Raw genomic sequence first — 24,565 nt, 5'->3', positions numbered from 1 at the left:
CGCCCCTCGGCCCCGGAGGCCGTCATGACGCTCATCGATGCCGCGCAGACCGCCTGGGAGCCCGCCGAGGCCCTGCGGCAGGCTGATCCCGAGCTGGCCGACCTGCTGTCGGCGGAGGCCGCCCGGCGGGGGAGCGGGCTGCAGCTGCTGGCGGGGGAGAACCTGGCCACCGAGGCGGTGCGGGCCGCGCTGGCCGGCCCGCTGCTGGACAAGTACGCCGAGGGCTACCCGGGCCACCGGCACCACACCGGCTGCGCGGTGGCCGACGCCACCGAACTGCTGGCGGTCTCCCGGGCCCGCGCGCTGTTCGCCGCCGAGCACGCCAACGTCCAGCCCCGCTCGGCCACTTCGGCGATGCTGGCGGCCTACGCGGCGCTCCTGAAGCCCGGGGACACGGTGCTGGCGATGTCGTTGGAGCACGGCGGCCACCTGTCGGCCGGCTCCCGGGCCAACTTCTCCGGGCGCTGGTTCCACTTCCTCGGCTACGGGGTGCGCGAGGACGACGGCCTGGTCGACCTGGACCAGGTGCGCGAACTGGCCCGCGCGCACCGCCCGAAGGCGATCGTGGCCGGTGCCATCTCGCACCCGCGCCATCCCGACTGGGCCGCCTTCCGGGAGATCGCCGACGAGGTGGACGCCTACCTGATCGCCGCCGCCGCCCAGGTGACCGGCCTGGTGGCGGCCGGCGCGGCGCCCTCGCCGGTGCCGTACGCGGACGTGGTGGTGGCCGCCACCCACAAGCTGCTGCGCGGCCCGCGCGGTGGACTGCTGCTGTGCGGCGCCGAGTTGGCCGAGCGGGTGGACCGGGCGGTGTTCCCGTTCAGCCAGGGCGGCGCGGCGATGAACGAGGTGGCGGCCAAGGCGGTGGCATTCGCCCAGGCCGGTACGCCGGAGTTCGGCGCGTACATCCAGCGTGCGGTGGACGGTGCGCGCGCCCTGGCGGCCGAGCTCGCCGCGGCGGGGGCGCGGCCGCTGACCGGCGGCACCGACACCCACCTGGTCACCGCCGACGTGGGCGGGCTGGGGCTGACCGGCCTGCAGGCCGAGCGGCTGTGCGCGGCGGCGGGCCTGCTGCTGGGCAAGTGCGCACTGCCGTACGACCCGGCGCCGGCCGACCGGACCTCCGGGATCCGGCTGGGCACCGGCACCGCGGCCGCGCTGGGGCTCGGTGCGGCCGAGCTCGGCGAGGCGGGCCGGCTGCTCGGCGCGGTGCTGGGCGGGGCGGACCCGGCCGCGGTGGCCGAGCAGGTGCGCCGGCTTGCGGGGCTTTCCGGCAGCTCAGCGGCGTGAGGCCGGGCCCGCGCCGGGACAGCCGCTCGGCAGGGCGAACCGCGATGCACACCGAGCGCGTCCGACTCAATAAGGTGTGTGCCGTGGCGACGCACCTCGAACCCCCCAGCCGTGCCGGAGTACCCTCCCGGGCACGTACCCGTCGGTACCCGCGGAAGGAGGCGCTCGGTGCGTGAGTACCTGCTCGTGCTGTTCTGCACGGCCGCCGTCACCTACCTGCTCACCGGTCCGGTGCGGAAGTTCGCCATCATGGCGGGCGCGATGCCGGCCGTGCGCGCCCGCGACGTGCACCGCGAGCCGACCCCGCGGCTGGGCGGCATCGCGATGTTCGGCGGGCTCTGCGCGGGCCTGGTGGTCGCCTCGCACCTGCACAACCTGGGCAACCTGTTCCGGGACGGCAACTCCTCCGACATCCGGGCGCTGCTCTCCGGCGTCGGCATCATGTGGGTGCTCGGCGTGCTGGACGACAAGTGGGGCGTGGACGCGCTGGTGAAGCTCGGCGGCCAGATGATCGCCGCCGGCGTGATGGTCTACCAGGGCATCACGGTGATCTCGCTGCCGGTGCCGGGGATCGGCCCGGTGGCGCTGAGCCCGACCCTGGGCATGGTGATCACGGTGGCCCTGGTGGTCGTCATGGTCAACGCGGTGAACTTCATCGACGGCCTGGACGGCCTGGCCGGCGGCATGGTCTGCATCGCCGCCATGGCGTTCTTCCTGTACTCCTACCGGCTCTGGTACGTCTACCAGATCACCGACGCGCAGCCGGCGGTGCTGTTCAGCGCGCTGCTGATCGGCATGTGCCTGGGCTTCCTGCCGCACAACCTGCACCCGGCGCGGATCTTCATGGGCGACTCCGGCTCGATGATGCTGGGTCTGATGCTGGCGGTGGCCGCGGTCTCGGTGACCGGCCGCGTGGACCCCGACCTGATCAGTGCTCAGGCCGGCGGCTCGCGCACCGCCGCCACCCACATCCTGGTGCCGATCTACATGCCGCTGCTGCTGCCGCTGGCGGTGATCGCGCTGCCGCTGGCCGACCTGGTGCTGGCGGTGGTGCGGCGCAGCTGGGCGGGGCGCTCGCCGTTCGCCGCGGACAAGAAGCACCTGCACCACCGCCTGCTGGAGATCGGCCACTCGCACAGCCGGGCCGTACTGATCATGTACTTCTGGGCCGCGCTGATCGCCTTCGGCACGGTGGCCTTCTCGGTCACCCACACCGGCCGCACCGTTGTGCTGGCCTGTGCCGGGTTCTGCCTGATCGGCCTGGTGGTGCTGCTGCTGCCGTGGTTCCAGCCGAAGGCGCCGACCGCCGTGCAGGCGTTCGTGCCGCCGCGCTACCGCAAGGGCGTCGCCCGCCCCGCGCAGCCGGTCCAGGAGGCCGCGGCCGAGCCGATGGCCGAGCTCTCGGTGCACGACCAGCAGCTGCTCGGGCACCTGGGCACCGGAGCGCACGCCGTCGGCGATCATCAGAAGAACTGACCTGACGAAGTCTCAACTCCGTTGCTCCATCTGCTTCACCCGAACGGCGGCACCGTTGGGCCGACGGTGTGACAGGTACCACACGTACATGGTAAAGCTCTCATCAAATAGTTTGTGATACCGTTCACGAGTACCGAGAACACGCCGAAAGACCCTGTGGTGCAGGACCTTGGTCCCGCTGCCCGTTCTGTCCGGTGTCTCCCGCACCGGTGCACCAGCGCTGTTCTCGACGTTCCACGAAGAGCTCCCCCGTCCTCGACATGCCGCCGGAGTTGCCGACATGCCGTCCCACGACGCCCGGATGATCCGCGGCGCCGCACTTCCCACTGCGGTCGCCGGCATCCTCGCCATTGCGATCTCCGCCGCGGTGGCCGGGGGCAAAGGAGCGATCGGTGCCGCCTTCGCGGCCCTGCTGGTGATGGCGTTCTTCGCCTCCGGCCAGTACACGCTCGACCGGCTGACCAGGAACAACCCGCAGCTGATGATGGGTGTGGCGCTGGTCGTCTACACCACCCAGATCCTGCTGGTCGGCATCGTGCTCGCGGTCTTCAAGGACACCACGCTCTTCGACACCAAGGTCTTCGCCTTCACCCTGCTGGGCTGCGTCTTCGTCTGGAGCGGCGGTCAGATCCGCACGCACCTGAAGGCCAAGCAGTTCTACGTGCAGAACGACGACAAGCCCGATGAACGCACCGGGCCGGGGCGTCAACCGTGACGGACCCCGGCTGTCCCCCGCGCGAGGGGGGCGGTGTTTATGCGGTCCTGACAGGCTGCTATCGTCCGTCGCAGCAACGGAGTACGGGAAGCGGCCAGGTCTCTCCTCGCAGTGAGATGTCACAGCGCGGACGGATCGCCCCCCGGACCCGCCCAGTCTTGACAGATCCCGCGCCGGAACGCAGTACCGGCGCGCCGGGTCCCCGAGATACCCAACAAGATCCAGTGCCGCTACGTGGCTCCAAGCCGCGCCGACACACCGAGGTTGCCGTAACCATGCGTCATGACGAAGGAGTCCGTGGTGAGTGCTGACCAGCTCGCGCAGCAGCTTGCGTCCGGCTGCCACCTGACCCCGGCGGGCTGTGGCTTCCCGGCGCCGGGCCTGAACGAATTCCAGTTCGATCCGATCTTCTCGATCGGGAGCTTCGGCTTCAACAAGCCGATGCTGCTGTCGTTCGTCTGCGCCCTGCTGGTGATCGTCTTCTTCTGGGTCGCCTTCGCCAAGCCGAAGGTGCTGCCCGGCAAGATGCAGCTGGTCGGCGAGATCGGGTACGACTTCGTCAAGCGGGCGATCGTCTTCGAGAACATCGGCAAAAAGGGCGAGAAGTACGTCCCGATGATGGTCTCGCTGTTCTTCTTCGTCTGGGTCATGAACATCATGTCCGTGATCCCGCTGGCCCAGTTCCCGGTCACCGCGGTGATCGGCTGGCCGGCCGGCCTGGCGATCGTCTGCTGGCTGACCTACATGACGCTGACCTTCAAGAAGCACGGCTTCGTCGGCGGTCTGAAGAACCTGTGCTGGCCGTCGGGCGTCCCCGGCTGGGTCATGTTCATCCTGGTGCCGATCGAGTTCTTCTCGAACATCTTCGTGCGGCCGTTCACCCTCGCCGTCCGTGCCTTCGCCAACATGTTCGCCGGCCACCTGCTGATCGTGATGTTCTCCATCGCGACCTGGTACCTGCTGAGCCCCAGCCTGGGCGCGCTGTACGGCACCACCTCCTTCGTGGTGACCCTGGGCCTGACCGCCTTCGAGCTCCTGGTCCAGTTCCTGCAGGCCTACATCTTCGTGACGCTGGCCAGCAGCTACATCGCCGGTGCCCTGGAAGAGGCGCACTGAGCCACGCAGCCCCCGGCTGTGCCCCTGAACCCCCAGTGGCCAACCACCACTGGTATCTCTACCCCGCAAAGGACTAGCTGAGATGTCCGCTATCACCACTGCCGCTGGTGTCTACGGTTCCGTCGCGTCCATCGGCTACGGCCTCGCCGCCATCGGCCCCGGCATCGGCGTCGGCCTGATCTTCGGCAACGGTGTGCAGGCCATGGCCCGTCAGCCCGAGGCCACCAACCTCATCCGCTCGAACATGTTCATCGGCTTCGCGCTGACCGAGGCGCTCGCGCTCATCGGCATCGTCATGCCGTTCGTGTTCGGTGCGGGCCCCAAGTAAGCCCGAAACGTTCGTAGACCCTTCAGACGGAAGGTCCAGATATGTCGCTCGTCGCAACCTTGGCTTCGGAGGACTTCAACCCTCTGATCCCCAAGGCGCCTGAGCTCATCATCGGCCTGATCTGCTTCTTCGTGGTCTTCGGTCTGCTCGGCAAGAAGCTCCTCCCCAGCATCGAAAAGGTGCTGACGGAGCGTCGGGACCTGATCGAGGGCGGGATGGAGCGTGCCGACGCCGCACAGGCCGAGGCCCAGGCCCTCCTTGAGCAGTACCGCGCCGAGCTCGCCGAGGCGCGTCACGAGGCTGCCCGGATCACCGAGCACGCCCGCGAGCAGGGCGCTGCCCTGATCGCCGAGATGCGCGAGGAGGGCCAGCGTCAGCGCGAGGCCGTCGTCGCGGCCGGCCACGCCCAGATCGAGGCCGACAAGAAGCAGGCGACCGCTGTCCTGCGCCAGGACGTGGGCTCGCTGGCCACCCAGCTGGCGTCCCGCATTGTCGGCGAGTCCCTCGAGGACCACGCCCGGCAGAGCGGTGTGATCGATCGCTTCCTGGACGACCTGGAGGCCAAGGCCGTCGCGAGCGCGGCGGGCGCCAAGTGATCGGCGCCAGCCGCGAGGCGCTGGCCGCCGGCCGCGAGAACCTCGACAGCCTGACCGACAACACCTCGGTGGACGCGGGCAAGGTGTCGGAGGAGCTCAGCGCCGTCACGGCCCTGCTGGACCGCGAGGTCTCGCTGCGCCGGGTGCTCACCGACCCCTCGCGGTCCGGTGCGGACAAGGCGCAGCTGGTCGGCTCGCTGCTGGCCGGTCAGGTCTCCGGCGAGACCGTCGACCTGGTCTCCGGCCTGGTCCGCTCCCGCTGGTCGGGCGCGCGTGACCTGGTCGACAGCGTCGAGGAGCTGGCCGCCTACGCCGAGGTGATCGCCGCCGACAAGGCCGGCCGCCTCGACGACCTGGAGGACGAGCTCTTCCGGTTCGGCCGGATCGTGAGCGGCTCGCACGAGCTGCGCGCCGGTCTGACCGAGCCGAAGGCCGGCCGCGCCGCCAAGGCCGAGCTGCTGCGCACGCTGCTCGGCGGCCGGGCCCTGCCGGGCACGGTCCGACTGGTCACCTCGTTGGTCACCAACCCGCGCGGCCGTAGCCTGGAGCAGGGCCTCGCGTCCTACTCGAAGCTCGCCGCCGACCGCCGCGACCGCGTGGTGGCCCTGGTCACCACCGCCGTGCCGCTGAGCGACGGCCAGAAGCAGCGCCTGTCCGGCGCGCTGGCCAAGCTCTACGGCCGGGCGGTCCGCCTGAACATCGACGTCGACCCCCGGGTCGCCGGCGGTGTCCGGGTGCAGATCGGTGACGAGATCATCGACGGCACCGTGTCGAGCCGCCTCGAAGGCGCTCGGCAGGCCCTCGAAGGCTGAGCCACCCGCACAGCAATTCCGACCCTCGGTCGGGCGCCGGTCCCATCCCACGGGACAGCCGGCACATACGAACGGCCGGTCCAACAGCACCGGCCGAGGATCGAATACTTGCGGCCCTCCTTGGGCGGGCCGAGGATCGCAACCTAGGAGAGCAGGGAAGCCTGATGGCGGAGCTTACGATCCGGCCGGAGGAGATCCGGGACGCGCTGGCGGACTTCGTCCAGTCGTACCAGCCGGACGCCGCCTCGCGTGAAGAGGTCGGCACGGTCACCGAGGCCATGGACGGTATCGCCAAGGTCGAGGGCCTGCCCTCGGTCATGGCCAACGAGCTGCTGAAGTTCGAGGACGGCACCCTCGGCCTGGCGCTGAACCTCGACACCCGCGAGATCGGCGTCGTCGTCCTCGGTGAGTTCTCGGGCATCGAGGAGGGCCAGACGGTGCACCGCACCGGCGAGGTCCTGTCCGTCCCGGTCGGCGACGGCTACCTCGGCCGCGTCGTGGACCCGCTGGGCAACCCGATCGACGGCCTGGGCGAGATCGCCGCCACCGGTCGCCGTGCCCTGGAGCTGCAGGCCCCCGGCGTCATGGTCCGCAAGTCGGTGCACGAGCCGATGCAGACCGGCATCAAGGCCATCGACGCGATGACCCCGATCGGCCGCGGCCAGCGTCAGCTGATCATCGGCGACCGCCAGACCGGCAAGACCGCGGTGGCGATCGACACGATCATCAACCAGAAGGACAACTGGCGCTCCGGCGACCCGAAGAAGCAGGTCCGCTGCATCTACGTCGCCATCGGCCAGAAGGGCTCGACCATCGCGTCGGTCCGCAGCGCCCTGGAGGAGGCCGGCGCGCTGGAGTACACCACCATCGTGGCGGCTCCGGCGTCCGACCCGGCGGGCTTCAAGTACCTCGCCCCGTACACCGGTTCGGCCATCGGCCAGGAGTGGATGTACGACGGCAAGCACGTGCTGATCGTCTTCGACGACCTGTCGAAGCAGGCCGAGGCCTACCGTTCCGTCTCGCTGCTGCTGCGCCGCCCGCCGGGCCGTGAGGCCTACCCGGGTGACGTCTTCTACCTGCACTCGCGCCTGCTGGAGCGTTGCGCCAAGCTCTCCGACGAGCTGGGCGCCGGCTCGATGACCGGTCTGCCGATCATCGAGACCAAGGCCAACGACGTCTCGGCGTACATCCCGACCAACGTCATCTCGATCACCGACGGCCAGTGCTTCCTTGAGTCCGACCTGTTCAACGCCGGCATCCGCCCGGCCGTGAACGTCGGCATCTCGGTCTCCCGCGTCGGTGGCTCGGCCCAGATCAAGGCCATGAAGTCGGTCGCCGGCCGGCTGCGCCTGGACCTGGCCCAGTACCGCGAGCTGGAGGCGTTCGCCGCCTTCGGTTCCGACCTGGACTCGGCCTCCAAGGCCCAGCTGGAGCGCGGCGCCCGCATGGTCGAGCTGCTGAAGCAGGGTCAGTACCAGCCGTTCCCGGTCGAGGAGCAGGTCGTCTCGATCTGGGCCGGCACCACCGGCCAGCTGGACGACGTTCCGGTCGCGGACATCCGCCGCTTCGAGCGCGAGTTCCTGGACACCCTGCGGGTCGAGAAGAAGGACCTGCTGGCGGCCATCGTCGAGACCTCGAAGCTCGAGGACGGCACCATCGACGCGCTGACCGAGGCGATCAAGAGCTTCAAGCTCGGCTTCACCACGGCTGACGGCAAGCTGCTCTCCGAGCAGGCCTGAGTCCGGTAGCGAGGGAAAGGACGTAACGACCCATGGGAGCACAGCTTCGGGTCTACAAGCGCCGGATCCGCTCTGTCACCGCGACGAAGAAGATCACCAAGGCGATGGAGATGATCTCCGCGTCGCGCATCGTCAAGGCGCAGCGCGCGGTGGCCGCCTCCACTCCGTACGCCGATGAGCTGACCCGGGCGGTGACCGCGGTCGCCACCCGGTCGACCGCCAAGCACCCGCTGACCACGGAGAACCCGGCCGCCAAGCGCGCCGCGGTGCTCCTGGTCACGGCCGACCGCGGCCTGGCCGGCGGCTACTCCACCAACGCCATCAAGCAGGCGACCGCGCTCAGCGCGCGCCTGAAGGCGGAGGGCAAGGAGGTCGTCACCTACATCTGCGGTCGCAAGGGCGTCCAGTTCTACGGGTTCCGCAACCTCGCGGTGACGGACTCCTGGACCGGCTTCTCGGACAAGCCGACCTACGCCGACGCGAAGACGGTGGCCGCCACGCTGATCGAGGCCTTCACGGCCGAGACCGGCGGGGTGGACGAGCTGCACCTGGTCTCGACGAAGTTCGAGTCCATGCTCACCCAGACCCCCGTCGACGCCCGCCTGCTGCCGCTGAAGCTGGACGATGTCCAGCTCAGCGACGACCGGCCGGCCAAGGGCGAGATCTTCCCGCTCTACGACTTCGAGCCGTCGGCGGAGGGCGTCCTGGACGCGCTGCTGCCGCGGTACGTCGAGAGCCGGATCTACAACGCGATGCTGCAGTCGGCCGCTTCCGAGCACGCCGCCCGCCGGCGCGCGATGAAGAGCGCGACCGACAACGCCGGCGAGCTCATCAAGTCGCTGACGCGGCTTGCCAACTCGGCCCGTCAGGCCGAGATCACCCAGGAAATCAGCGAGATCGTCGGTGGCGCCAACGCGCTGGCCGACGCTAGCGCGGGGAGCGAATGAGAATGACCACCACTGTTGAGCCGACCACGGCGACGGGCCGCGTCGCGCGGGTCATCGGCCCGGTCGTCGACGTGGAGTTCCCCGTCGACGCGATTCCGGAGATGTTCAACGCCCTGCACGTCGAGGTGGACAACCCCGACGGCACCGGCCGCAAGACCCTGACCCTCGAGGTCGCCCAGCACCTGGGCGACGGCCTGATCAAGGCCATCTCGATGCAGCCCACCGACGGCCTGGTCCGCGGCGCGCAGGTGACCGACACCGGTGCCGCGATCTCGGTGCCGGTCGGCGACGTGACCAAGGGCAAGGTGTTCAACGCCCTGGGCGACGTGCTCAACGTCGACCAGGCGGAGTTCAACACCCAGGTCACCGAGCGCTGGCCGATCCACCGCAAGGCGCCGAACTTCGCGGACCTCGAGCCGAAGACCGAGATGTTCGAGACCGGCATCAAGGTCGTCGACCTGCTCACCCCGTACGTCCGCGGTGGCAAGATCGGCCTGTTCGGTGGTGCCGGTGTCGGCAAGACCGTTCTGATCCAGGAGATGATCTACCGCGTCGCCGCCAACTTCGGTGGTGTCTCGGTCTTCGCCGGCGTCGGGGAGCGTACCCGTGAGGGCAACGACCTGATCCAGGAGATGATCGACTCCAACGTCCTGGACAAGACCGCGCTGGTCTTCGGCCAGATGGACGAGCCGCCGGGCACCCGCCTGCGGGTCGCCCTGTCCGCGCTGACCATGGCGGAGTACTTCCGCGATGTGCAGGGCCAGGACGTGCTGCTCTTCATCGACAACATCTTCCGGTTCACCCAGGCCGGTTCCGAGGTGTCGACCCTGCTCGGCCGGATGCCCTCCGCGGTGGGTTACCAGCCGAACCTGGCCGACGAGATGGGCCTCCTGCAGGAGCGCATCACCTCGACCCGCGGTCACTCGATCACCTCGATGCAGGCGATCTACGTCCCCGCGGACGACCTGACCGACCCGGCCCCGGCCACCACCTTCGCCCACCTGGACGCGACCACCGTTCTGTCGCGCCCGATCTCGGAGAAGGGCATCTACCCGGCCGTCGACCCGCTGGACTCCACGTCCCGCATCCTGGACCCGCGCTACATCGCGCAGGACCACTACGACACCGCGGTTCGCGTCAAGGGGATCCTGCAGAAGTACAAGGACCTCCAGGACATCATCGCGATCCTCGGCATCGACGAGCTCTCCGAGGACGACAAGATCACCGTCCACCGGGCCCGTCGGATCGAGCGCTTCCTCTCGCAGAACACCTACGTGGCGAAGCAGTTCACCGGTGTCGAGGGTTCGACCGTGCCGCTGTCGGAGACCATCGAGGCGTTCAACCGCATCGCTGACGGCAAGTACGACTCCGTTCCGGAGCAGGCCTTCTTCATGTGCGGTGGCATCGAGGACCTCGAGCGCAACGCCGCCGAGCTGGCCAAGAAGTAAGGCGCGCTGAGTTGGTGAGGGGTGGTCCCCGCTGCTGGGGACCACCCCTCACGGCTCGGTGGCTGTGATTCCGGTCATCTGTGCGCCGCTCGTTTCATCCGAGGGGCGTGAGCCCGTTATTCTTACCGAAACTCCCGAGCGATCGGGCGTTGCAAGAGCCTAGGAGCCCACGTTGGCTGAGCTGCACGTCGAGCTGGTCGCAGCCGACCGCAAGGTGTGGTCCGGTACGGCCACCCTTGTCGTCGCCCGCACGGCTTCCGGTGACACCGGCATCATGCCGAACCACACCCCGGTGCTGAGCGTGCTGGAGTCCGGTCCGGTGACCATTCGCACCACCGACGGCGGCACGGTCATCGCCGCCGTGCACGGTGGCTTCATCTCGTTCGCCGACAACAAGCTGTCGCTGCTGGCGGAGATCGCCGAGCTCGCGGACGAGATCGATGTGACCCGCGCGGAGCGTGCGCTGGAGCTCGCCAAGAGCGAGAGCGACGCGCACGCGGAGCGCCGCGCCGAGGTTCGCCTCGTCGCGGTGGGCCGCCGCAAGGCTGCCTGACACTGAGCTTGACCGACGGTCCCGGGGACGCCTGAGCGTGACCCCGGGACTGTCGTATCGGTTGATAAACGGGGATGCGGGTAGCGAGGAGGTCGGTGAGCATGGTCCTCGCCCTTGTGGTGTGCGCGGCGGTCGTGACCCTCGGGGTGGGCGGCCTGCTGGCGTTCGCGGTACGCCGGCGGTTGATCCAGCGGGTCGGCGGCACCTTCGACTGCAGCTACCGGCTCAAAATGCCGGAGAACGCCTCCACGCTCCCGGATCTCGACGAGAACGGCCAGCCCACCTCCGCCCCGGTCCCCGCGACCGACGGCAAGGGGTGGGTTTTCGGTATCGGGCGGTACAGCGGGGACCACATCGAGTGGTTCCGGGTCTTCTCCTACGCCCCCCGCGCGCGCAAGGTGCTGCCCCGCCGGGAGATCGAGGTGCTGGGCCGGCGCTACCCCGAGGGGCAGGAGGAGCTGGCCCTGCTCTCCGGCTCGGTGGTGCTGCGCTGTCTGCTCGACGGCGCCCCGCTGGAACTGGCGATGAGCGAGGACGCCCTGACCGGCTTCCTGGCCTGGCTGGAGGCGGCCCCGCCCGGGCAGAGAGTCAACGTCGCGTAGCGACGAGACTCTCGGACTGGGGGCGCCCCCGCCCGAAGGACGGCGGAGGGTCAACGTCGCCCAGGGCTGAGTAGGCTGCACCGCATGGTCAACCTCACGCGCATCTACACCCGGACCGGGGACGACGGCAGCACCGCGCTCGGCGACATGAGCCGCACCACCAAGACCGACCCGCGGCTGATCGCCTACGCGGACGCCAACGAGGCCAACGCGGTGCTCGGCCTGGCGATCGCCACCGGGGGCCTGGCGGGCGAGCTGGTGACCGTGCTGACGCGGATTCAGAACGACCTCTTCGACGTCGGGGCGGACCTGGCCACCCCCGTGGTGGCGGATCCCAAGTACCCGCCGCTGCGGGTCGAGCAGGGCTACATCGACCGGCTGGAAGCCGAGTGCGACCGCTACCTGGCGCAGTTGGAGAAGCTGCGCAGCTTCATCCTGCCCGGCGGCACCCCCGGGGCGGCCCACCTGCACCTGGCCTGCACCGTGGTGCGCCGGGCCGAGCGGTCCACCTGGGCGGCGATCGAGGCGCACGGCGACACCGTCAACCCGCTCACCGCCAAGTACCTGAACCGGCTCTCCGACCTGCTCTTCATCCTGGCCCGGGTGGCCAACAAGGAGAACGGCGACGTGCTCTGGGTGCCGGGGGAGAACCGCTAACCGAGCGGCGGCCGTTCGGACGCGTCGGGGCGCAGGGTCCACGGGAGCACGAACCAGAGCAGCGCGAACAGCGCCGTGGTGGTCGCGGTGATCGCGGCCGCCGCGGCGGTGCCCAGCACCACGTCGGTGACCAGCAGCACCGCGCCGTTGAGCGCAAGCGACAGGATCACCAGGCCGATCACCGTCAGCCGGGACGAGACCTTGACGATCCGTCGCTTGTAGCCGCGGTGGAACAGCGCCCGGTGGATCGCGACCGGGGTGGCCAGCACCGCCGAGGCCAGCACGGTGAGCAGCAGGGTGGTGATGTAGGTGTCGCGCTCGAAGGCGTCCAGCTCCGGGAACCGGCTGGTGAACGCCAGCCCGAGCAGGAACGCGAAGACGATCTGCACCCCGGTCTGGATCACCCGGAGCTCCTGCAGCAGCTCGACCAGGTTGCGGTCGGCGCGCTGGGCGGCGGACTCGTACCGGAGTGGCTCGGGGGCGGCGTCGTCGGTCATGCGGGCCATTGTGCCGAGCGGCCCGGCGCCCGACACAGATCACACCCGGGAGTCGTTTCATCACCCGGCCGCGGGCACTACAGTCCGAGCCGAGAGCGGCGCGGCTCCCTGGGGGTGATCCGCCCCCCACCCCTTCGGGCGGAGGCACCCCCAATCCTGGAGCGCGCCCGGACGGACTTCGGGAGAGCCAGCCATGAGCAGTGTTTCCACGCAGCGTCAGCAGATCGCGGTGATCGGTGCCGGACTGATGGGCGCGGGCATCGCGCAGGTCTCGGCGCAGGCCGGTCACCCGGTGGTGCTGCGGGACGTGACGGAGCAGGCGCTGACACGTGGACTGGACGGGATCAAGGCCTCGTACGCCAAGTTCGTCGCCAAGGGCCGGCTGACCGAGGAGGAGGCCGCGGCGGCGCTGGCCCGGATCACCACCACCACCGACCTGGGCGCGGTGGGGGAGGCGGACATCGTGATCGAGGCGGTGTTCGAGCAGCTGGAGGTCAAGGAGGCGGTCTTCCGCGAGCTGGACAAGATCGCCAAGGACGGCGCGGTGCTGGGCAGCAACACCTCGGCGATCCCGATCACCCGGATCGCGGCGGTCACCGACCGCCCGGAGTCGGTGGTCGGCGTGCACTTCTTCTCCCCGGTGCCGCTGATGCGCCTGGTCGAGCTGGTGCGCGGCTACAAGACCAGTGACGAGACGCTGGCCGCGGTCCGGGCCTACGCCGAGGGGGTGGGCAAGGAGGTGGTGGTGGTCAACCGCGACGTGGCCGGCTTCGTCACCACCCGGCTGATCACCGCGCTGGTGGTGGAGGCGGCCAAGCTCTACGAGTCGGGCGTGGCCAGCGCCGAGGACATCGACACCGCCTGCCGCCTTGGCTTCGGCCATCCGATGGGCCCGCTGCAGACCGCGGACCTGACCGGCGTGGACATCCTGCTGCACGCGGCCCGCAACATCTACGCCGAGACCCAGGACGAGAAGTTCGCCGCCCCGGAGATCATGGCCCGGATGGTCACCGCCGGGGACCTCGGCCGCAAGAGCGGGCGCGGCTTCTACGGCTACCAGGGCTGACGGTCCGCCGGTCGGGTCGTCCGCTGGTGAGCTTGCTCACGAGCGGCGGCCCGGACGGGTGATTTGCACCGCAATCGAGCGTGAGTACCAGGCACTCCTGCGTATATTCCCTCGGACGAGTGAAGTTGCTTCAGATCCGGCCGGGGGCAGAAACCTGGACCGCTGGTCCGGCGTCAGATGGTGGAGACGCCCGCCCCCGAAGAACCCCCGCAGAGGAGGACAGCGTGCGCATCGTGGAGTACCCGGCAGCCGGCGGCCAGGCTGTCCTCGCCCTGGAGGGTCGGCTGGACGTGCGCGGCGCCGCCGACGCCCGGGCCCGCCTGCACCAGGCGGTGGACGGGGGCAGCGGTGACCTGGTGCTCGACCTGTGCGGCCTCGAGTCCTGGGACGCCACCGGGCTCGGCGTGATCATGGGGACCCACCGCCGGGCCGGCCGGCTGGGCCGCCGCCTGGTGCTGCGCGCGGTGCCGGCCCAGTTGCAGCGGCTGCTGGTGGCCACCCGGCTGCACCGGATCCTGGCGGTCGAGGGCGCCGTCGCCGACCCGTACGGCGCCACCCTGCCCGGGCTGGCCGGGGTGCCCGGCGCCGCACCGATGCCCTCGGCGATCGCCCCGCGCTGACCGCCCCTCACCCGCGCCGCTGGGTGACCCGGCGGCCACCCAGCGTGCCGCACCGCCCCAGGAAGGGGACCGGCGCTGCGCGGGGGCGCCCGAGTGTGCGAGAGTCTGCGCCTGACGGGTCTCCATCACTCGACCGAGCCGGCCGCAGCGGGCGCCGCCGGACGAGCTGACCGCCCGTCGCCGACGGGCGCACCGGACGCTCCCGATCGGCCCGGTCCCTCTCAACGGCGGCCGACGACACGGTCGTCGGCGGAGCACAGGCGGAGCGCATCGTGTCACAGCCAACCGGCGATTTCGGGCAGGAGACCCTGCGGGTGCGGGCGGGTGACCTGGTGGCCGGGCGGTACCTGGTCACCGTCGGCGGAACCGACGGCACGGACCTGGCGCTCTGCCCGCCGGACCGCCGCCCGGCGCCGCGGTTGGCGGTCGACCGGGCCCGCCCGTTCGCCCGGGCCGCAGCCGGCCCCGGACCCACCCCCGCGGTCGGCCCGGTGGCGCTCGGCGCCGCGGCCGGCGACATGCCGCTGCTGGACCGCGAGGCGGAACTCGCCACCCTGCTCGGGCTGCTGGCCGAGGGCCGCTCGGTGCGCCTGGTCGGCGAGCCCGGCTCCGGGCGCAGCGCACTGCTGGCGGCCGTGGCCGAGGCCGCGGGCGAACTGGCCCCGCACGGGGTGCTGCGGCTGGCCGGCCACCGGCGTTCGACTGCGGACCTGCTGCAGGACCTCTACGCCGCCGCCTACCAGGGCGCCGGCTACCGGCCCGGCGCGGCCGAACTGCCCGAGCTGCTGGGCGCGGTGGGCGCCGTGGTGGTGATCGACGAGGTGGCGCCGGACGGTGCCGAGCTGGAGCAGCTGCTGGCCACCGCGCCCGAGTGCGCGTTCCTGATAGCCGCCGCGCCCGGCTCCGGCGGGGCGCTGCCGGTCGGCTCCCGGCTGGAGGACCACGTGGTGGCGGGGCTCTCCCGGACCGCCTGCCTGGCGCTCACCGCGCGGCTGGCCGGCCGCCCGCTGGACGAGGCCGAGCGGGCCTGGGCGGTGGACCTCTGGTTCGAGTCCCAGGGCCTGCCGCTGCGCTTCGTCCAGGCGGCCGCGCTGCTGCGCCGCCGCGACAGCGAGGTGGACGCGCTGCTGGCCGCCGAGGAGGACCGGCTGGACCTGTTCGGCGGGGCCGCCGCGGAGGACGCCTACGCCGACCCGGCGGTGCGCGAGGCCGAGCTGCGCAGCACCGTCCCGCTGCCCTCGGTGGCCGAGGCGGCCGCCCCCGCACTGCTGCTGCTGGACGGGCTGACCGAGTCGGCCCAGCGGGTGCTGCGGCTGGCGGTGGCCTTCGACGGCGAGTGCCCCACCGCCCCCCACCTGCCCGCGCTGATCGACGTCGACCACGGCGAGAGCGCGCTGCGCGAGCTGGTCGAGTGCGGGCTGGCCGAGTCGATCGGCGGTCACCACCGGCTCACCGGCGGCGTGCTGGAGGCACTGGCCCCGGTCTTCGCGGCCGAGCGGGTGCGGATCGAGGGGGCGGCCCAGCACTTCTCCTGGTGGCTCGGGCACGGCTCGGTGAGCGCGGCCCAGATCGCGGCCGAGGCCGAGGTGGTGCTGGGCGCGCTCTACGCCGACCAGGCCGCCCGCCGCCCCGAGGCGGTGCTCGGACTGGCCAGGGCGGCGGCCCCCGCCCTGGCGCTGGCGCTGCGCTGGGGGGCCTGGCGCGCGGCGCTGGACATCGGGGCCGCGGTCTCCCGGGAACTGGCCAGTCCGCGGGACGAGGCGTGGTTCCTGCACGAGTCGGGGGTCTACTGGTTCTGCCTCGGCGAGCACGAGCGGGCCAGGGCGGCCCTGGAGGCGGCCGGGGCGCTGCGCGGCATGGCCGGGGACACCCGGGCCCAGCTGGCCTCCCGGCGGCTGCTGACGCTCCTTCAGCAGATCGAGTCGGAGCCGGTGGCGGCCGAGCCGGCCACCCAGGTGCTGCGCCGCCCGGTGATCCGGGCGCTGGCCGCGCGCAGCCGGCAGTCGGCCTCGGTGCTGCGCGGCTGGTCCCGGCGCAACCTGGTGCTGGCGGCCTCCGGGCTGGTGGTGCTCGCGGTGGCCGGTACGGCGGTCGGCGTGATGGGCTCCGGGTCGGACCCGGCCGGCGGACCGGGTGCCGGGACCACCGGCGGCGACAGCGGGGTGTCCGGGACGCTGCTCACCGGCGGCGGGGCTTCGGTGTCCGCCTCCGCGAGTGCCACGGCCACCGACAGCGGTTCGGCCTCGGCGAGCGGGTCGGCCTCGGCCTCTCCGTCCGCCTCCGGATCGGCCTCCGCCTCGGCGTCGGCGAGCGCCTCGCGGGACCGCAGCACCACCCCGGGCGCGACCCCGGACCGTCCGAGCAGCACCACTGCGCAGCAGTCGTCGGCGCCCACCACACCGGTGGCGCCCCCGCCGACCACCACCAAGTCGGCGACGCCCTCGCCGAGTGCGAGCACCACCTCGGCCGCCCCCACCACGCCCGTACCCACCACGCCCGCGCCGACCACCGCTCCGCCCACCACCACCGGCGCTGCGGGCGGCCCGACCGGCTGACCGGCCGCTGGGCGGGGGAAGTCGGTTCCGCCGACTGCCCCCGCCCGGCGCGACCTCACTCAGTGCCGACGGAGCGTCAGAACAGCTTCAGCTTGTCGTCGTCGATCCCGCGCAGCCCGTCGTAGTCCAGCACCACGCAGGCGATGCCCCGGTCGGCGGCCAGCACCCGGGCCTGCGGCTTGATCTCCTGGGCCGCGAAGACGCCCCTGACCGGCGCGAGCAGCGGGTCCCGGTTGAGCAGCTCCAGGTAGCGAGTGAGCTGTTCGACGCCGTCGATCTCGCCGCGCCGCTTGATCTCCACCGCCACCGTGGCGCCGGCCGCGTCCCGGCACAGGATGTCCACCGGCCCGATCGCGGTCGGGTACTCCCGGCGGACCAGGCTCCAGCCGGTGCCGAGCACCTCCATCCGGTCGGCCAGCAGCTCCTGCAGGTGTGCCTCGACGCCGTCCTTGATCAGGCCGGGGTCCACCCCGAGCTCGTGCGAGGAGTCGTGCAGCACCTCCTCCAGCGTGATGATCAGCTTCTCGCCCGCCTTGTTCACCACCGTCCAACTGCCCTCTGCCTCCTTGAGCGTGCAGGGCGGCGACATCCAGTTGAGCGGCTTGTAGGCGCGGTCGTCGGCGTGGATGCTCACGCTCCCGTCCGCCTTCACCAGGATCAGGCGGGTCGCGGAGGGCAGGTGGGCGGAGAGCCGGCCGGCGTAGTCGACGGAGCAGCGGGCGATGACAAGGCGCATGGAGGCAAGCCTAGTGCCGCGTCAGGCAGCCTCTGCCCGTCAAGGAGCGGTCTCCGGTGCGTGCTGTCGGCCTGCCGGACGGAGGTCCTCGTGCTGGGTCGTACTCGGGCCTTCGGCCGGTGCGGCGAGAGCGCGTGCCGCAGGCCGCGACGGGGCGAAGGCTGCCTGACGCGGCACCGGGTGCTGCCGGACCCCGCTCGTGGCCGTCCGGACCCGCTCACGACAAGTGACCAGAGGCGAACGGTGGGTACGTCAATCCGCCGCGGACCCGTTCGACTGCGGACGCGATGCCCGGCCCCGTGCGGGGCCGGTGCCGCTACGCGCGGATCCGCCGCCCAGCGCTGCAGAGCCAATTGAAGCGAGTCGGTCCGCAGGGTGTACCGGGGAGTAGAAGGGGGCGAACCATGGGAACAGGGGAGCCGTTCGCTCCCGCGGTCTGGCGCCTGCGCGTACGGGCCGCTACGTTGGGTGACGCCTTCGAACGCCCACGTAGCCAAACGGGGATGGAGTGTGTGGGACATGGAGTTCTGGATCGATTCCGGCCATTCTGGCCACGCCGCCGCCGATTTCGGCGGGAATCGTGGCATTCGCCAGATTTGCGGGGGCTGGCCTGCCACCCTGGCAGAGCCCCGGCGGCCCCGGCCGGCACGCCCCGACGGGCCAACCGACTGAGCACGGCAACAGCACCGACAGCACGGCAACAGCACCAAGCGCACCACTGCACCACCACCCGCGCGAGGTGCGCGTGGTGGACCGCGAGAGGAGAACCCATGTCGCTCGACGTCTCACCGGCCCTTCTGGAGAAGGCCGAGCGAGGCGACGTCGACGAGCGGGAGTTCGTCGACTGCGTCCGTACGTCCCTGCCCTACGCCTGGGACCTGATCAGCTCGCTCGTCGCCCAGATGGAGGTCGACGGCACCGGCTTTGCGGACAACCAGGTCCCGCCGCCGAGCGAGCAGGCGCGCGGCCAACTGCTGCGCGCGATGGCCAGCGACGCCATCCGCGGCGCCCTGCAGCGGCACTTCGGTGTGCAGCTGGCCTTCCAGAACTGCCACCGGGTCGCGGTCTTCGGGCCGTCCGCCGAGGCCGAGGAGCGCCACCGGCGCTTCACCTCGGTCCGGGCCCAACTGCTCAACCAGTCGGCCGAGCTGCGCGACTGCTGACGCCGGGGTGAGCCCGTCGGCCGGCCGCGCAGGCCGGTCGACGGCGCGTCAGGAACTGGCGCCGGCTCAAGCCAGCTGCGGCAGTACCTCGGCGCCGAGCCGCTCGATGTTGTGCAGGGTGGCCTCCTGGTCGCCGGAGCCCTCGGCGAGCAGCGCGAAGCGGCGGATCCCGGTCCGCTCGGCGGTGGCCAGCAGCCGGTCGGCGCACTGGCGCGCGGTGCCCACCGCGTGCAGGTCGCAGAGCAGCCGGGTGTACGCGTGCGGATCGCGCATCCGGCGCTCGCGCCCGTCCACCGTGCGGTGCGCGCCCAGCCCGTACTCGAACCAGGCCGGCATCGCGTCCAGCAGGACCTGACGGGCGGTCAGGTTCCGGTCCGCCACCTGGGCCACCCCGGCGGCGACGTGCTCGCGCTCCACCCGGGCGAGCTGTTCCTCGCCGCGGCCGGCGGCCCGCCAGGCACCGCGGTAGGCCGCCAGCATGGCCTGCTTGTCCTCGTCGCCGGAGTGCATGCCGAGCAGCATCGGCAGCCCGCGCTCGGCGGCCAGCCGGACGCTGCCGGGGGAGGTGCACGCGACCACCATCGGCGGGCCGGCCGGCGTGACCGGCTCCACCGCCCGCGCCGGGGCCGTCCGCGCAGTGCCGCGCCCGTCCTCGGTGCGCTGGCGCGGGAAGCGCAGCGCCGGGGCGGTCGGCAGGCCCAGCCAGTTGGCCAGCTCGGTGCCGAACGGCTCCATCGCCCGCGGCACCACCTCGACCTCGGGGAAGCTGAACTGCGGCCCGTCGGCGCCGACCCGGGAGCCGCGCAGCCAGCGCAGCAGCAGGTCCAGCCGCTCGGCGAAGCCCTCCTCGTAGGCGGCCAGCCCGCTGCCGAAGACGGCCAGGTCGATCCACGGGCCGCCGCGCCCGACCCCGAGGGTGAACCGGCCACCGGAGGTCAGGTGCAGCAGCGCGGCCTGCTCGCCCAGGGCCACCGGGTGGGTGGTGGAGAGCACGCTGACCGCGGTGCCCAGTTGGATCCGCCTGGTCCGGCCGAGCAGCAGCGCGGCCAGCGTGGCGGCGTTGGGGCAGACGCCGTACGGGACGAAGTGGTGCTCGGCCAGCCAGACCGCGTCCAGTCCGGCCTGCTCGGCGGCCACCGTGGCCGCCACCGTCCGCTCCAGCGCCTGGGCGTGGGTCTGCCCGGGGAACTGGGCGGAGAGCAGGAAGGCGCCGACCCGCAAAGTGTCTTCGGCGGCCCGGGGACGGGCGGCCGGCTGCGGTGCGGTGACCGGGGGCAGCTCGGCGGCCGCCAGTGGGGGGAGATCGGCACGGGTCTGGGTCACGGGAATGCCCTCCTCGGGTGCGAGCGGTCCGACCGGCCCCGCCCTGTCCCCTGGTGAGTAACTGTCCCCACGTGAGTAACTCATGTCATGTGCCATTGGCACCCTGAACCACTGTTTTCCCTGAAGATCGGGTGGACTTACCGGAAAACCACCTGGGGGCCTCCGGCCGCATGATAAGGGTCAGATGGAGCGGCCCGTACCCTGGGATCGCCGCCTTGCCGCAACGGGCGGCGCCCGAGCCCCGGCCGAAAGGTGAAACCGTGTCCCCCCGTCGCAACCGGAGCAGCAGTCACCCCGAGCGCAGCGAGGGGGCTCCCGCACCGCTGGGCGGCGGCCTGCGCCGGGTGGAGCGCTTCGGTGGCGAGGACTGGATCGTGCAGACGGTGGCCGGCACCGCGGGCCGCAGCTACCGCTGCCCCGGCTGCGACCAGGAGGTCCCGCCCGGGGTCGGCCACGTGGTGGCCTGGCCGGACCACGGCGCCGGGGTGGAGGACCGCCGGCACTGGCACCGGGCCTGCTGGGGCGCGCGGGAGCGCCGTGGCTCGGCGGTGCAGCGCGGCCGCGGCGCTCCGAGGTACTGACGCCGGCTCAGCCGGCTCAGGCGTCGCGCGACCTGAGGACCATGGCGCCGCCGAGCAGCGCGAGCAGGGTCCAGCCGGCGCAGATGAAGAACCCGGCCAGCCAGCCGTACGGTTCGCTCGGCGCCTGGAACACGGCGATCATCTGGCGCCCGGCGTAGTCCGGGAAGTAGTGCGCCACGGTCTTCACCTTCGGCACCGCGGACAGGATCGGCGAGAGCAGGAAGAAGAACGGCACCAGCACGCCCAGCGCCAGCGTCTGGCTGCGCAGCATCACGGTCACCCCGGCCGAGAAGAGGCAGAGCAGGGTCAGGTAGACCGCCGCGCCGAGCACCGCGCGCAGCACGTCGGGCGAGCCGATCGTGGTGCGGTGGCCGCCCAGCAGGGCCTGGCCGAGGAAGAACGTGACGAAGGCGGTGACCAGCGAGACCAGCAGGGCCAGCCCGCCGATCACCATGGCCTTGCCGGTCAGCAGCGTGCCGCGCTGCGGCACCGCCGCCAGCGAGACCCGGATCATCCCGGTGCTGTACTCGTTGCCGATCGCCAGTACGCCGAAGACGATCATCGCGATCTCGCCCAGCATGATCCCGGCGAAGCTGGTCGCGGTGGCGTCGAACGGGGCGCTGGCGCCCTTGCGGAAGTCCTCGAAGTTGTTCTTGGTGAGCAGCGAGAGCAGCGCGCCGAGCGCCGCCGTCACCAGGAAGGCCAGCAGCAGGGTCCAGACCGTCGAGCGGACGCTGCGGATCTTGGTCCACTCGGAGCGCAGGATCGCGGGGAAGGAGGCCATCTCAGTCGCTGCCCTTCTGCTTGCTCGGCCGGCGCCAGTCGGCGCCCCAGTCAGGTCCGGCCCCCGGGACGGTGGTGCCGGTCAGTGGCGCGCCGGTCCCGTCCACGTGGTACTCCACCGAGTCGGCCGTCATCTGCATGAACGCCTCCTCCAGGGAGGCCCGTTGCGGGCTGAGCTCGTGCAGCGTGATGCCGTGCGCGGCGGCCAGCTCGCCGAGGCCGGCGGCGTCCCCGTCCGGCACCTCCCAGCTGCCCTCCGGGCCCGGCTCGGCGGTGATCGACTGCCGGGCCAGCGCGTCCAGCAACTGCTCCGGGTGCGGGGTGCGCAGCCGCACCGAGGAGCGCGAGTTCTGCTCGATGAACTGGGCCATCGGCAGGTCGGCCAGCAGCTTGCCCCGGCCGATCACCACCAGGTGCTCGGCGGTCAGCGCCATCTCGCTCATCAGGTGCGAGGAGACGAAGACGGTGCGGCCCTCGGCGGCCAGCCGCTTCATCAGGTTGCGGATCCACAGGATGCCCTCGGGGTCGAGCCCGTTGACCGGCTCGTCGAACATCAGGATCTCCGGGTCGCCGAGCAGTGCCGAGGCGATGCCGAGCCGCTGGCTCATGCCGAGCGAGAAGCCGCGGGACCGCTGGTTGGCCACCTCGGTCAGACCGACCTGGGCGAGCACCTCGTCCACCCGGCGCGTGGAGATCCGGTTGCTCTGGGCCAGCCAGAGCAGGTGGTCGCGGGCGGTGCGGCCGGGGTGCACCGCCTTGGCCTCCAGCAGCGCGCCGATGTACTTCAGCGGCTCACTCAGGTGGCCGTAGCCCTTGCCGTCGATGGAGACCCGGCCGCTGGTCGGGCGGTCCAGGTCGAGGATCATCCGCATGGTGGTCGACTTGCCAGCGCCGTTGGGGCCGAGGAAGCCGGTGACGACGCCCTGGCGCACGGTGAAGGTCAGGTGGTCGACCGCGGTCTTGGCGCCGTAACGCTTGGTCAGTTCGTGCAGTTCGATCATCGCAGCTCCCGATCCGTCACTCCTCGTCAGGTTATGACAATTCAGACAAGCGAGCCCGCATTATGCCGCTTTTCGGGAAGCCCCTACGGTGGACGCCATGACCGAACTCACGCTTCGTGACACCGGCGGCCCGGGCACCCCCCTGCTCCTGCTGCACGCCTTCCCGCTCAACTCGGCGATGTGGCGCGGGCAGTCGGACGGCTCGCTGGACCGGGCCCGGGTGCTGACGGTGGACCTGCCCGGCTTCGGCACCTCCCCGGCGCCGCAGGGCGAGCCCTCGCTGGACGTCTGGGCCGACGCGCTGGCCGCGCTGCTGGACCGGCTGGAGCTGGCGCAGGCGGTGATCGGCGGGCTGTCGATGGGCGGCTACCTGGCGATGGCCTTCGCCCGGCGGCACGGCGAGCGGGTGTCCGGACTGCTGCTGGCCGACACCAAGGCGTCCACCGACGCACCGGCGGCGCTGGCCAACCGGGAGCGGATCGCCGCCGCGGTGCTGGCTCGGCAGAGCGTGGCGCTGCTGCTGGAGGAGCAGTTCGACGCCTCGCTGCTCGGTGCCGAGGCGGGCGAGCAGCTGACCAAGGAGGTGCGCGCGCTGATCGCGGCGGCCACCCCGGCGGGCGTGGCCTGGGCGCAGCGCGCGATGGCCGGGCGGCAGGCCGCCTTCGAGACGCTGGCGGCGCTGGGTGTGCCGGCCGCGGTGGTGGTCGGCCAGGACGACCGGCTGACCCCGGTGGCGGACGCCGAGGAGCTGGCCGACGTGCTGGTGGACGCCGAGCTCACGGTGATCCCCGCGGCGGGGCACCTGGCCGCGCTGGAGGCGCCGGCCGCGTTCAACGCCGCGGTCAACGCGCTACTGCGCCGGGTCGGCTGACCGGGTGACGGCAGAACGGCCGTGGGCCCCACCCGAACGGGTGGGGCCCACGGCCGTCGTACTGCTGACGCAGGGTCAGCGGGACTGCTGGGCGGGCACGCCGAGCGCGTCGTCGTTCGGCAGCGAGGCCGCGGCGACGGCCGCACCGGTGAGCGTGGCCAGCATCTCGCGCACGTTGGTGAGCTGGGCGTTGATCGAGTCCCGACGGTTGGTCAGGGCCGCCAGCTCGCGCTCGGATTCGCTGCGGATCCGGTCGGCCTTGGCGTTCGCGTCCGCCACGATGTCCTCGGACTGGCGCTGGGCCGTCTCGACGGTCTGGCGGGCCCGGCGCTCGGCGTCGGTGCGCAGCTTCTCGGCCTCCAGGCGCAGCTGCTCGGCCCGGTGCTCGATCTCGGCCAGCCGCTTCTCGGCCTTGGCCTGACGGGCCGCCAGGTCGCGCTCGGACTGCTCGCGGCGCTTGGCCAGGTTGGTCTCGAACTCCAGCGCGGCCTGGGCGGCCTTGGTGCGGGTCTCCTCGAAGAGGGCGTCCGCCTCCTCGCGCTTGTTCTGGGCGTCCTTGTTGGCCTCGGCGCGCAGCTGGGAGCTGTCGCTCTTGGCCTTCTCGACGATCCGCAGACCCTCGTCCTCGGCCTTGGCCTTGCGGTCCTTGGCGTAGTTCTCCGCCTCGGTGCGGACCTGCTGCGCAGCGGCCTCGGCCAGCTCGCGGTGCTGCTCGGCGGCGCGGTGGGCCTCCTCACGCAGGTCCTTCGCCTCCTCCTCGGCCAGCCGCAGGATCTTCTCGACCCGGGCACCGAGGCCGGCGTAGGACGGCTCCGCCTCGGTCACCGCGGCCTGAGCGGTCTGGGTCTCCAGGTGGAGCTCCTCGATCCGCTTCTCCAGGGCGCTGATTCGGGACAATGCGCTGTCACGGTCGGCCACCAGCTTGGTGATCCGCTCGTCGACCTGGGCACGCTCGTACCCACGGCGCACCAGGTCGAAGCCGTGAGGGGAGTGACTGTCGCTCATGGGGCTGGGCTTCCTGTCGTCAAACCAATGAGGTGGTTGAGGGAATCCTGACACGTTACCGGAGTGTCGTAGGCAAAAAGCCTAT

Annotated in this window: 25 protein-coding genes; 19 read left to right on the top strand and 6 right to left on the bottom strand. The window is 71.7% G+C overall.

Going from position 1 to position 24,565, the window contains the following annotated elements; translation table 11 throughout:
- Positions 1-24: 24 nt before the first annotated feature.
- The 13 genes from C7C46_RS11305 to C7C46_RS11245 all read left to right on the top strand — a co-directional run bounded on the left by C7C46_RS11305 (position 25) and on the right by C7C46_RS11245 (position 12,279).
- The gene (locus tag C7C46_RS11305) at positions 25-1,290 is read left to right on the top strand and encodes a serine hydroxymethyltransferase (RefSeq protein WP_110668395.1); all 1,266 of its coding nucleotides are present in this window, start codon (positions 25-27) and stop codon (positions 1,288-1,290) included.
- Positions 1,291-1,458: 168 nt separating this feature from the next.
- The gene (locus C7C46_RS11300; protein WP_110668393.1) at positions 1,459-2,766 is read left to right on the top strand and encodes an MraY family glycosyltransferase; all 1,308 of its coding nucleotides are present in this window, start codon (positions 1,459-1,461) and stop codon (positions 2,764-2,766) included.
- 280 nt (positions 2,767-3,046) lie between these two features.
- Positions 3,047-3,481: a Cg1360 family ATP-synthase-associated protein gene (locus C7C46_RS11295; protein ID WP_110668391.1), complete on the top strand. Its 435-nt coding sequence runs from the start codon at positions 3,047-3,049 to the stop codon at positions 3,479-3,481.
- A 282-nt stretch (positions 3,482-3,763) separates the two neighbouring features.
- Complete coding sequence (atpB, locus tag C7C46_RS11290; RefSeq protein ID WP_110668389.1) at positions 3,764-4,597, top strand: F0F1 ATP synthase subunit A; 834 nt, start codon at positions 3,764-3,766, stop codon at positions 4,595-4,597.
- Positions 4,598-4,679: 82 nt separating this feature from the next.
- Positions 4,680-4,925 (top strand): ATP synthase F0 subunit C, encoded by a 246-nt coding sequence (gene atpE / locus C7C46_RS11285; RefSeq protein ID WP_110668387.1) that lies wholly within the window; start codon positions 4,680-4,682, stop codon positions 4,923-4,925.
- 41 nt (positions 4,926-4,966) lie between these two features.
- On the top strand, positions 4,967-5,521 hold the full coding sequence (locus C7C46_RS11280) for a F0F1 ATP synthase subunit B (RefSeq protein WP_110668385.1): 555 nt from the start codon (positions 4,967-4,969) through the stop codon (positions 5,519-5,521).
- Positions 5,518-6,333: a F0F1 ATP synthase subunit delta gene (locus tag C7C46_RS11275; RefSeq protein WP_110668383.1), complete on the top strand. Its 816-nt coding sequence runs from the start codon at positions 5,518-5,520 to the stop codon at positions 6,331-6,333. Before C7C46_RS11280 ends, C7C46_RS11275 begins: the two co-directional genes overlap by 4 nt.
- A gap of 164 nt (positions 6,334-6,497) precedes the next feature.
- Positions 6,498-8,072: a F0F1 ATP synthase subunit alpha gene (gene atpA / locus C7C46_RS11270; RefSeq protein ID WP_110668381.1), complete on the top strand. Its 1,575-nt coding sequence runs from the start codon at positions 6,498-6,500 to the stop codon at positions 8,070-8,072.
- A 32-nt stretch (positions 8,073-8,104) separates the two neighbouring features.
- Positions 8,105-9,019, top strand: coding sequence for a F0F1 ATP synthase subunit gamma (locus tag C7C46_RS11265; protein ID WP_110668379.1), 915 nt, complete (start codon positions 8,105-8,107; stop codon positions 9,017-9,019).
- Between the two features lie 2 nt (positions 9,020-9,021).
- Positions 9,022-10,467 (top strand): F0F1 ATP synthase subunit beta, encoded by a 1,446-nt coding sequence (gene atpD, locus C7C46_RS11260; RefSeq protein ID WP_110668377.1) that lies wholly within the window; start codon positions 9,022-9,024, stop codon positions 10,465-10,467.
- Positions 10,468-10,639: 172 nt separating this feature from the next.
- Complete coding sequence (locus C7C46_RS11255) at positions 10,640-11,020, top strand: F0F1 ATP synthase subunit epsilon (RefSeq protein WP_110668374.1); 381 nt, start codon at positions 10,640-10,642, stop codon at positions 11,018-11,020.
- 101 nt (positions 11,021-11,121) lie between these two features.
- Positions 11,122-11,622, top strand: a complete 501-nt coding sequence (locus tag C7C46_RS11250) for a DUF2550 domain-containing protein (RefSeq protein ID WP_181442298.1) — start codon at positions 11,122-11,124, stop codon at positions 11,620-11,622.
- Between the two features lie 84 nt (positions 11,623-11,706).
- Complete coding sequence (locus C7C46_RS11245; RefSeq protein ID WP_110668371.1) at positions 11,707-12,279, top strand: cob(I)yrinic acid a,c-diamide adenosyltransferase; 573 nt, start codon at positions 11,707-11,709, stop codon at positions 12,277-12,279.
- On the opposite strand, the gene C7C46_RS11240 is transcribed toward C7C46_RS11245, so the two are convergent.
- Positions 12,276-12,776: a DUF6328 family protein gene (locus C7C46_RS11240; RefSeq protein WP_110668431.1), complete on the bottom strand. Its 501-nt coding sequence runs from the start codon at positions 12,774-12,776 to the stop codon at positions 12,276-12,278. The genes C7C46_RS11245 and C7C46_RS11240 overlap by 4 nt on opposite strands.
- A 193-nt stretch (positions 12,777-12,969) precedes the next feature.
- Between C7C46_RS11240 and C7C46_RS11235 the strand changes: the two genes are divergently transcribed.
- From C7C46_RS11235 to C7C46_RS34275, 3 genes are all read left to right on the top strand, one after another.
- Entirely contained in the window at positions 12,970-13,842 is an 873-nt protein-coding gene (locus C7C46_RS11235) for a 3-hydroxyacyl-CoA dehydrogenase family protein (RefSeq protein WP_110668368.1), read from the top strand.
- Positions 13,843-14,075: 233 nt separating this feature from the next.
- Positions 14,076-14,462 (top strand): STAS domain-containing protein, encoded by a 387-nt coding sequence (locus C7C46_RS11230; RefSeq protein ID WP_110668430.1) that lies wholly within the window; start codon positions 14,076-14,078, stop codon positions 14,460-14,462.
- A gap of 272 nt (positions 14,463-14,734) precedes the next feature.
- Entirely contained in the window at positions 14,735-17,017 is a 2,283-nt protein-coding gene (locus C7C46_RS34275; RefSeq protein ID WP_146259053.1) for an ATP-binding protein, read from the top strand.
- A 76-nt stretch (positions 17,018-17,093) separates the two neighbouring features.
- On the opposite strand, the gene nucS is transcribed toward C7C46_RS34275, so the two are convergent.
- A complete protein-coding gene (nucS, locus tag C7C46_RS11220; protein WP_110668367.1) occupies positions 17,094-17,753 on the bottom strand; it encodes an endonuclease NucS in 660 nt (219 codons plus the stop codon).
- A 770-nt stretch (positions 17,754-18,523) separates the two neighbouring features.
- Here nucS and C7C46_RS11215 point away from each other — a divergent pair.
- A complete protein-coding gene (locus C7C46_RS11215) occupies positions 18,524-18,916 on the top strand; it encodes an SCO5389 family protein (protein ID WP_110668366.1) in 393 nt (130 codons plus the stop codon).
- 66 nt (positions 18,917-18,982) lie between these two features.
- Here C7C46_RS11215 and C7C46_RS11210 read toward each other — a convergent pair whose 3' ends face one another.
- Positions 18,983-20,137 carry an LLM class flavin-dependent oxidoreductase gene (locus C7C46_RS11210; protein ID WP_110668428.1) on the bottom strand — a complete coding sequence of 385 codons (1,155 nt, stop codon included), beginning with the start codon at positions 20,135-20,137 and terminating at the stop codon, positions 18,983-18,985.
- 362 nt (positions 20,138-20,499) lie between these two features.
- Between C7C46_RS11210 and C7C46_RS11205 the strand changes: the two genes are divergently transcribed.
- Complete coding sequence (locus C7C46_RS11205) at positions 20,500-20,820, top strand: ATP/GTP-binding protein (protein ID WP_110668365.1); 321 nt, start codon at positions 20,500-20,502, stop codon at positions 20,818-20,820.
- A gap of 16 nt (positions 20,821-20,836) precedes the next feature.
- Here the strand turns inward: C7C46_RS11205 and C7C46_RS11200 are convergent, their stop codons facing one another.
- Complete coding sequence (locus tag C7C46_RS11200; protein ID WP_110668364.1) at positions 20,837-21,604, bottom strand: ABC transporter permease; 768 nt, start codon at positions 21,602-21,604, stop codon at positions 20,837-20,839.
- Position 21,605: 1 nt separating this feature from the next.
- Entirely contained in the window at positions 21,606-22,604 is a 999-nt protein-coding gene (locus tag C7C46_RS11195; RefSeq protein ID WP_110668363.1) for an ABC transporter ATP-binding protein, read from the bottom strand.
- Between the two features lie 97 nt (positions 22,605-22,701).
- Here C7C46_RS11195 and C7C46_RS11190 point away from each other — a divergent pair, with 97 nt between their 5' ends.
- A complete protein-coding gene (locus C7C46_RS11190) occupies positions 22,702-23,475 on the top strand; it encodes an alpha/beta fold hydrolase (RefSeq protein WP_110668426.1) in 774 nt (257 codons plus the stop codon).
- A gap of 75 nt (positions 23,476-23,550) precedes the next feature.
- On the opposite strand, the gene C7C46_RS11185 is transcribed toward C7C46_RS11190, so the two are convergent.
- The gene (locus C7C46_RS11185; RefSeq protein WP_110668362.1) at positions 23,551-24,480 is read right to left on the bottom strand and encodes a coiled-coil domain-containing protein; all 930 of its coding nucleotides are present in this window, start codon (positions 24,478-24,480) and stop codon (positions 23,551-23,553) included.
- Between the last annotated feature and the right edge of the window lie 85 nt (positions 24,481-24,565).

Source organism: Streptomyces tateyamensis, from assembly GCF_003205575.1.
GTDB lineage: Bacteria > Actinomycetota > Actinomycetes > Streptomycetales > Streptomycetaceae > Kitasatospora > Kitasatospora tateyamensis.
This window is presented reverse-complemented; position numbering and strand designations above follow the sequence as displayed.

Excerpts from the sequence above, each read along its gene's own strand:
- atpB (WP_110668389.1), top strand. The coding sequence starts at position 3,764 with ATGACGAAGGAGTCCGTGGTGAGTGCTGACCAGCTCGCGCAGCAGCTT.
- C7C46_RS11185 (WP_110668362.1), bottom strand. The coding sequence starts at position 24,480 with ATGAGCGACAGTCACTCCCCTCACGGCTTCGACCTGGTGCGCCGTGGG.
- C7C46_RS11265 (WP_110668379.1), top strand. The coding sequence starts at position 8,105 with ATGGGAGCACAGCTTCGGGTCTACAAGCGCCGGATCCGCTCTGTCACC.
- atpE (WP_110668387.1), top strand. The coding sequence starts at position 4,680 with ATGTCCGCTATCACCACTGCCGCTGGTGTCTACGGTTCCGTCGCGTCC.
- C7C46_RS11215 (WP_110668366.1), top strand. The coding sequence starts at position 18,524 with ATGTCGCTCGACGTCTCACCGGCCCTTCTGGAGAAGGCCGAGCGAGGC.
- C7C46_RS11280 (WP_110668385.1), top strand. The coding sequence starts at position 4,967 with ATGTCGCTCGTCGCAACCTTGGCTTCGGAGGACTTCAACCCTCTGATC.
- nucS (WP_110668367.1), bottom strand. The coding sequence starts at position 17,753 with ATGCGCCTTGTCATCGCCCGCTGCTCCGTCGACTACGCCGGCCGGCTC.
- C7C46_RS11245 (WP_110668371.1), top strand. The coding sequence starts at position 11,707 with ATGGTCAACCTCACGCGCATCTACACCCGGACCGGGGACGACGGCAGC.
- atpA (WP_110668381.1), top strand. The coding sequence starts at position 6,498 with ATGGCGGAGCTTACGATCCGGCCGGAGGAGATCCGGGACGCGCTGGCG.
- C7C46_RS11190 (WP_110668426.1), top strand. The coding sequence starts at position 22,702 with ATGACCGAACTCACGCTTCGTGACACCGGCGGCCCGGGCACCCCCCTG.
- C7C46_RS11240 (WP_110668431.1), bottom strand. The coding sequence starts at position 12,776 with ATGACCGACGACGCCGCCCCCGAGCCACTCCGGTACGAGTCCGCCGCC.
- C7C46_RS11295 (WP_110668391.1), top strand. The coding sequence starts at position 3,047 with ATGCCGTCCCACGACGCCCGGATGATCCGCGGCGCCGCACTTCCCACT.
- C7C46_RS11235 (WP_110668368.1), top strand. The coding sequence starts at position 12,970 with ATGAGCAGTGTTTCCACGCAGCGTCAGCAGATCGCGGTGATCGGTGCC.
- C7C46_RS11250 (WP_181442298.1), top strand. The coding sequence starts at position 11,122 with ATGGTCCTCGCCCTTGTGGTGTGCGCGGCGGTCGTGACCCTCGGGGTG.
- atpD (WP_110668377.1), top strand. The coding sequence starts at position 9,022 with ATGACCACCACTGTTGAGCCGACCACGGCGACGGGCCGCGTCGCGCGG.
- C7C46_RS11305 (WP_110668395.1), top strand. The coding sequence starts at position 25 with ATGACGCTCATCGATGCCGCGCAGACCGCCTGGGAGCCCGCCGAGGCC.
- C7C46_RS11195 (WP_110668363.1), bottom strand. The coding sequence starts at position 22,604 with ATGATCGAACTGCACGAACTGACCAAGCGTTACGGCGCCAAGACCGCG.
- C7C46_RS11200 (WP_110668364.1), bottom strand. The coding sequence starts at position 21,604 with ATGGCCTCCTTCCCCGCGATCCTGCGCTCCGAGTGGACCAAGATCCGC.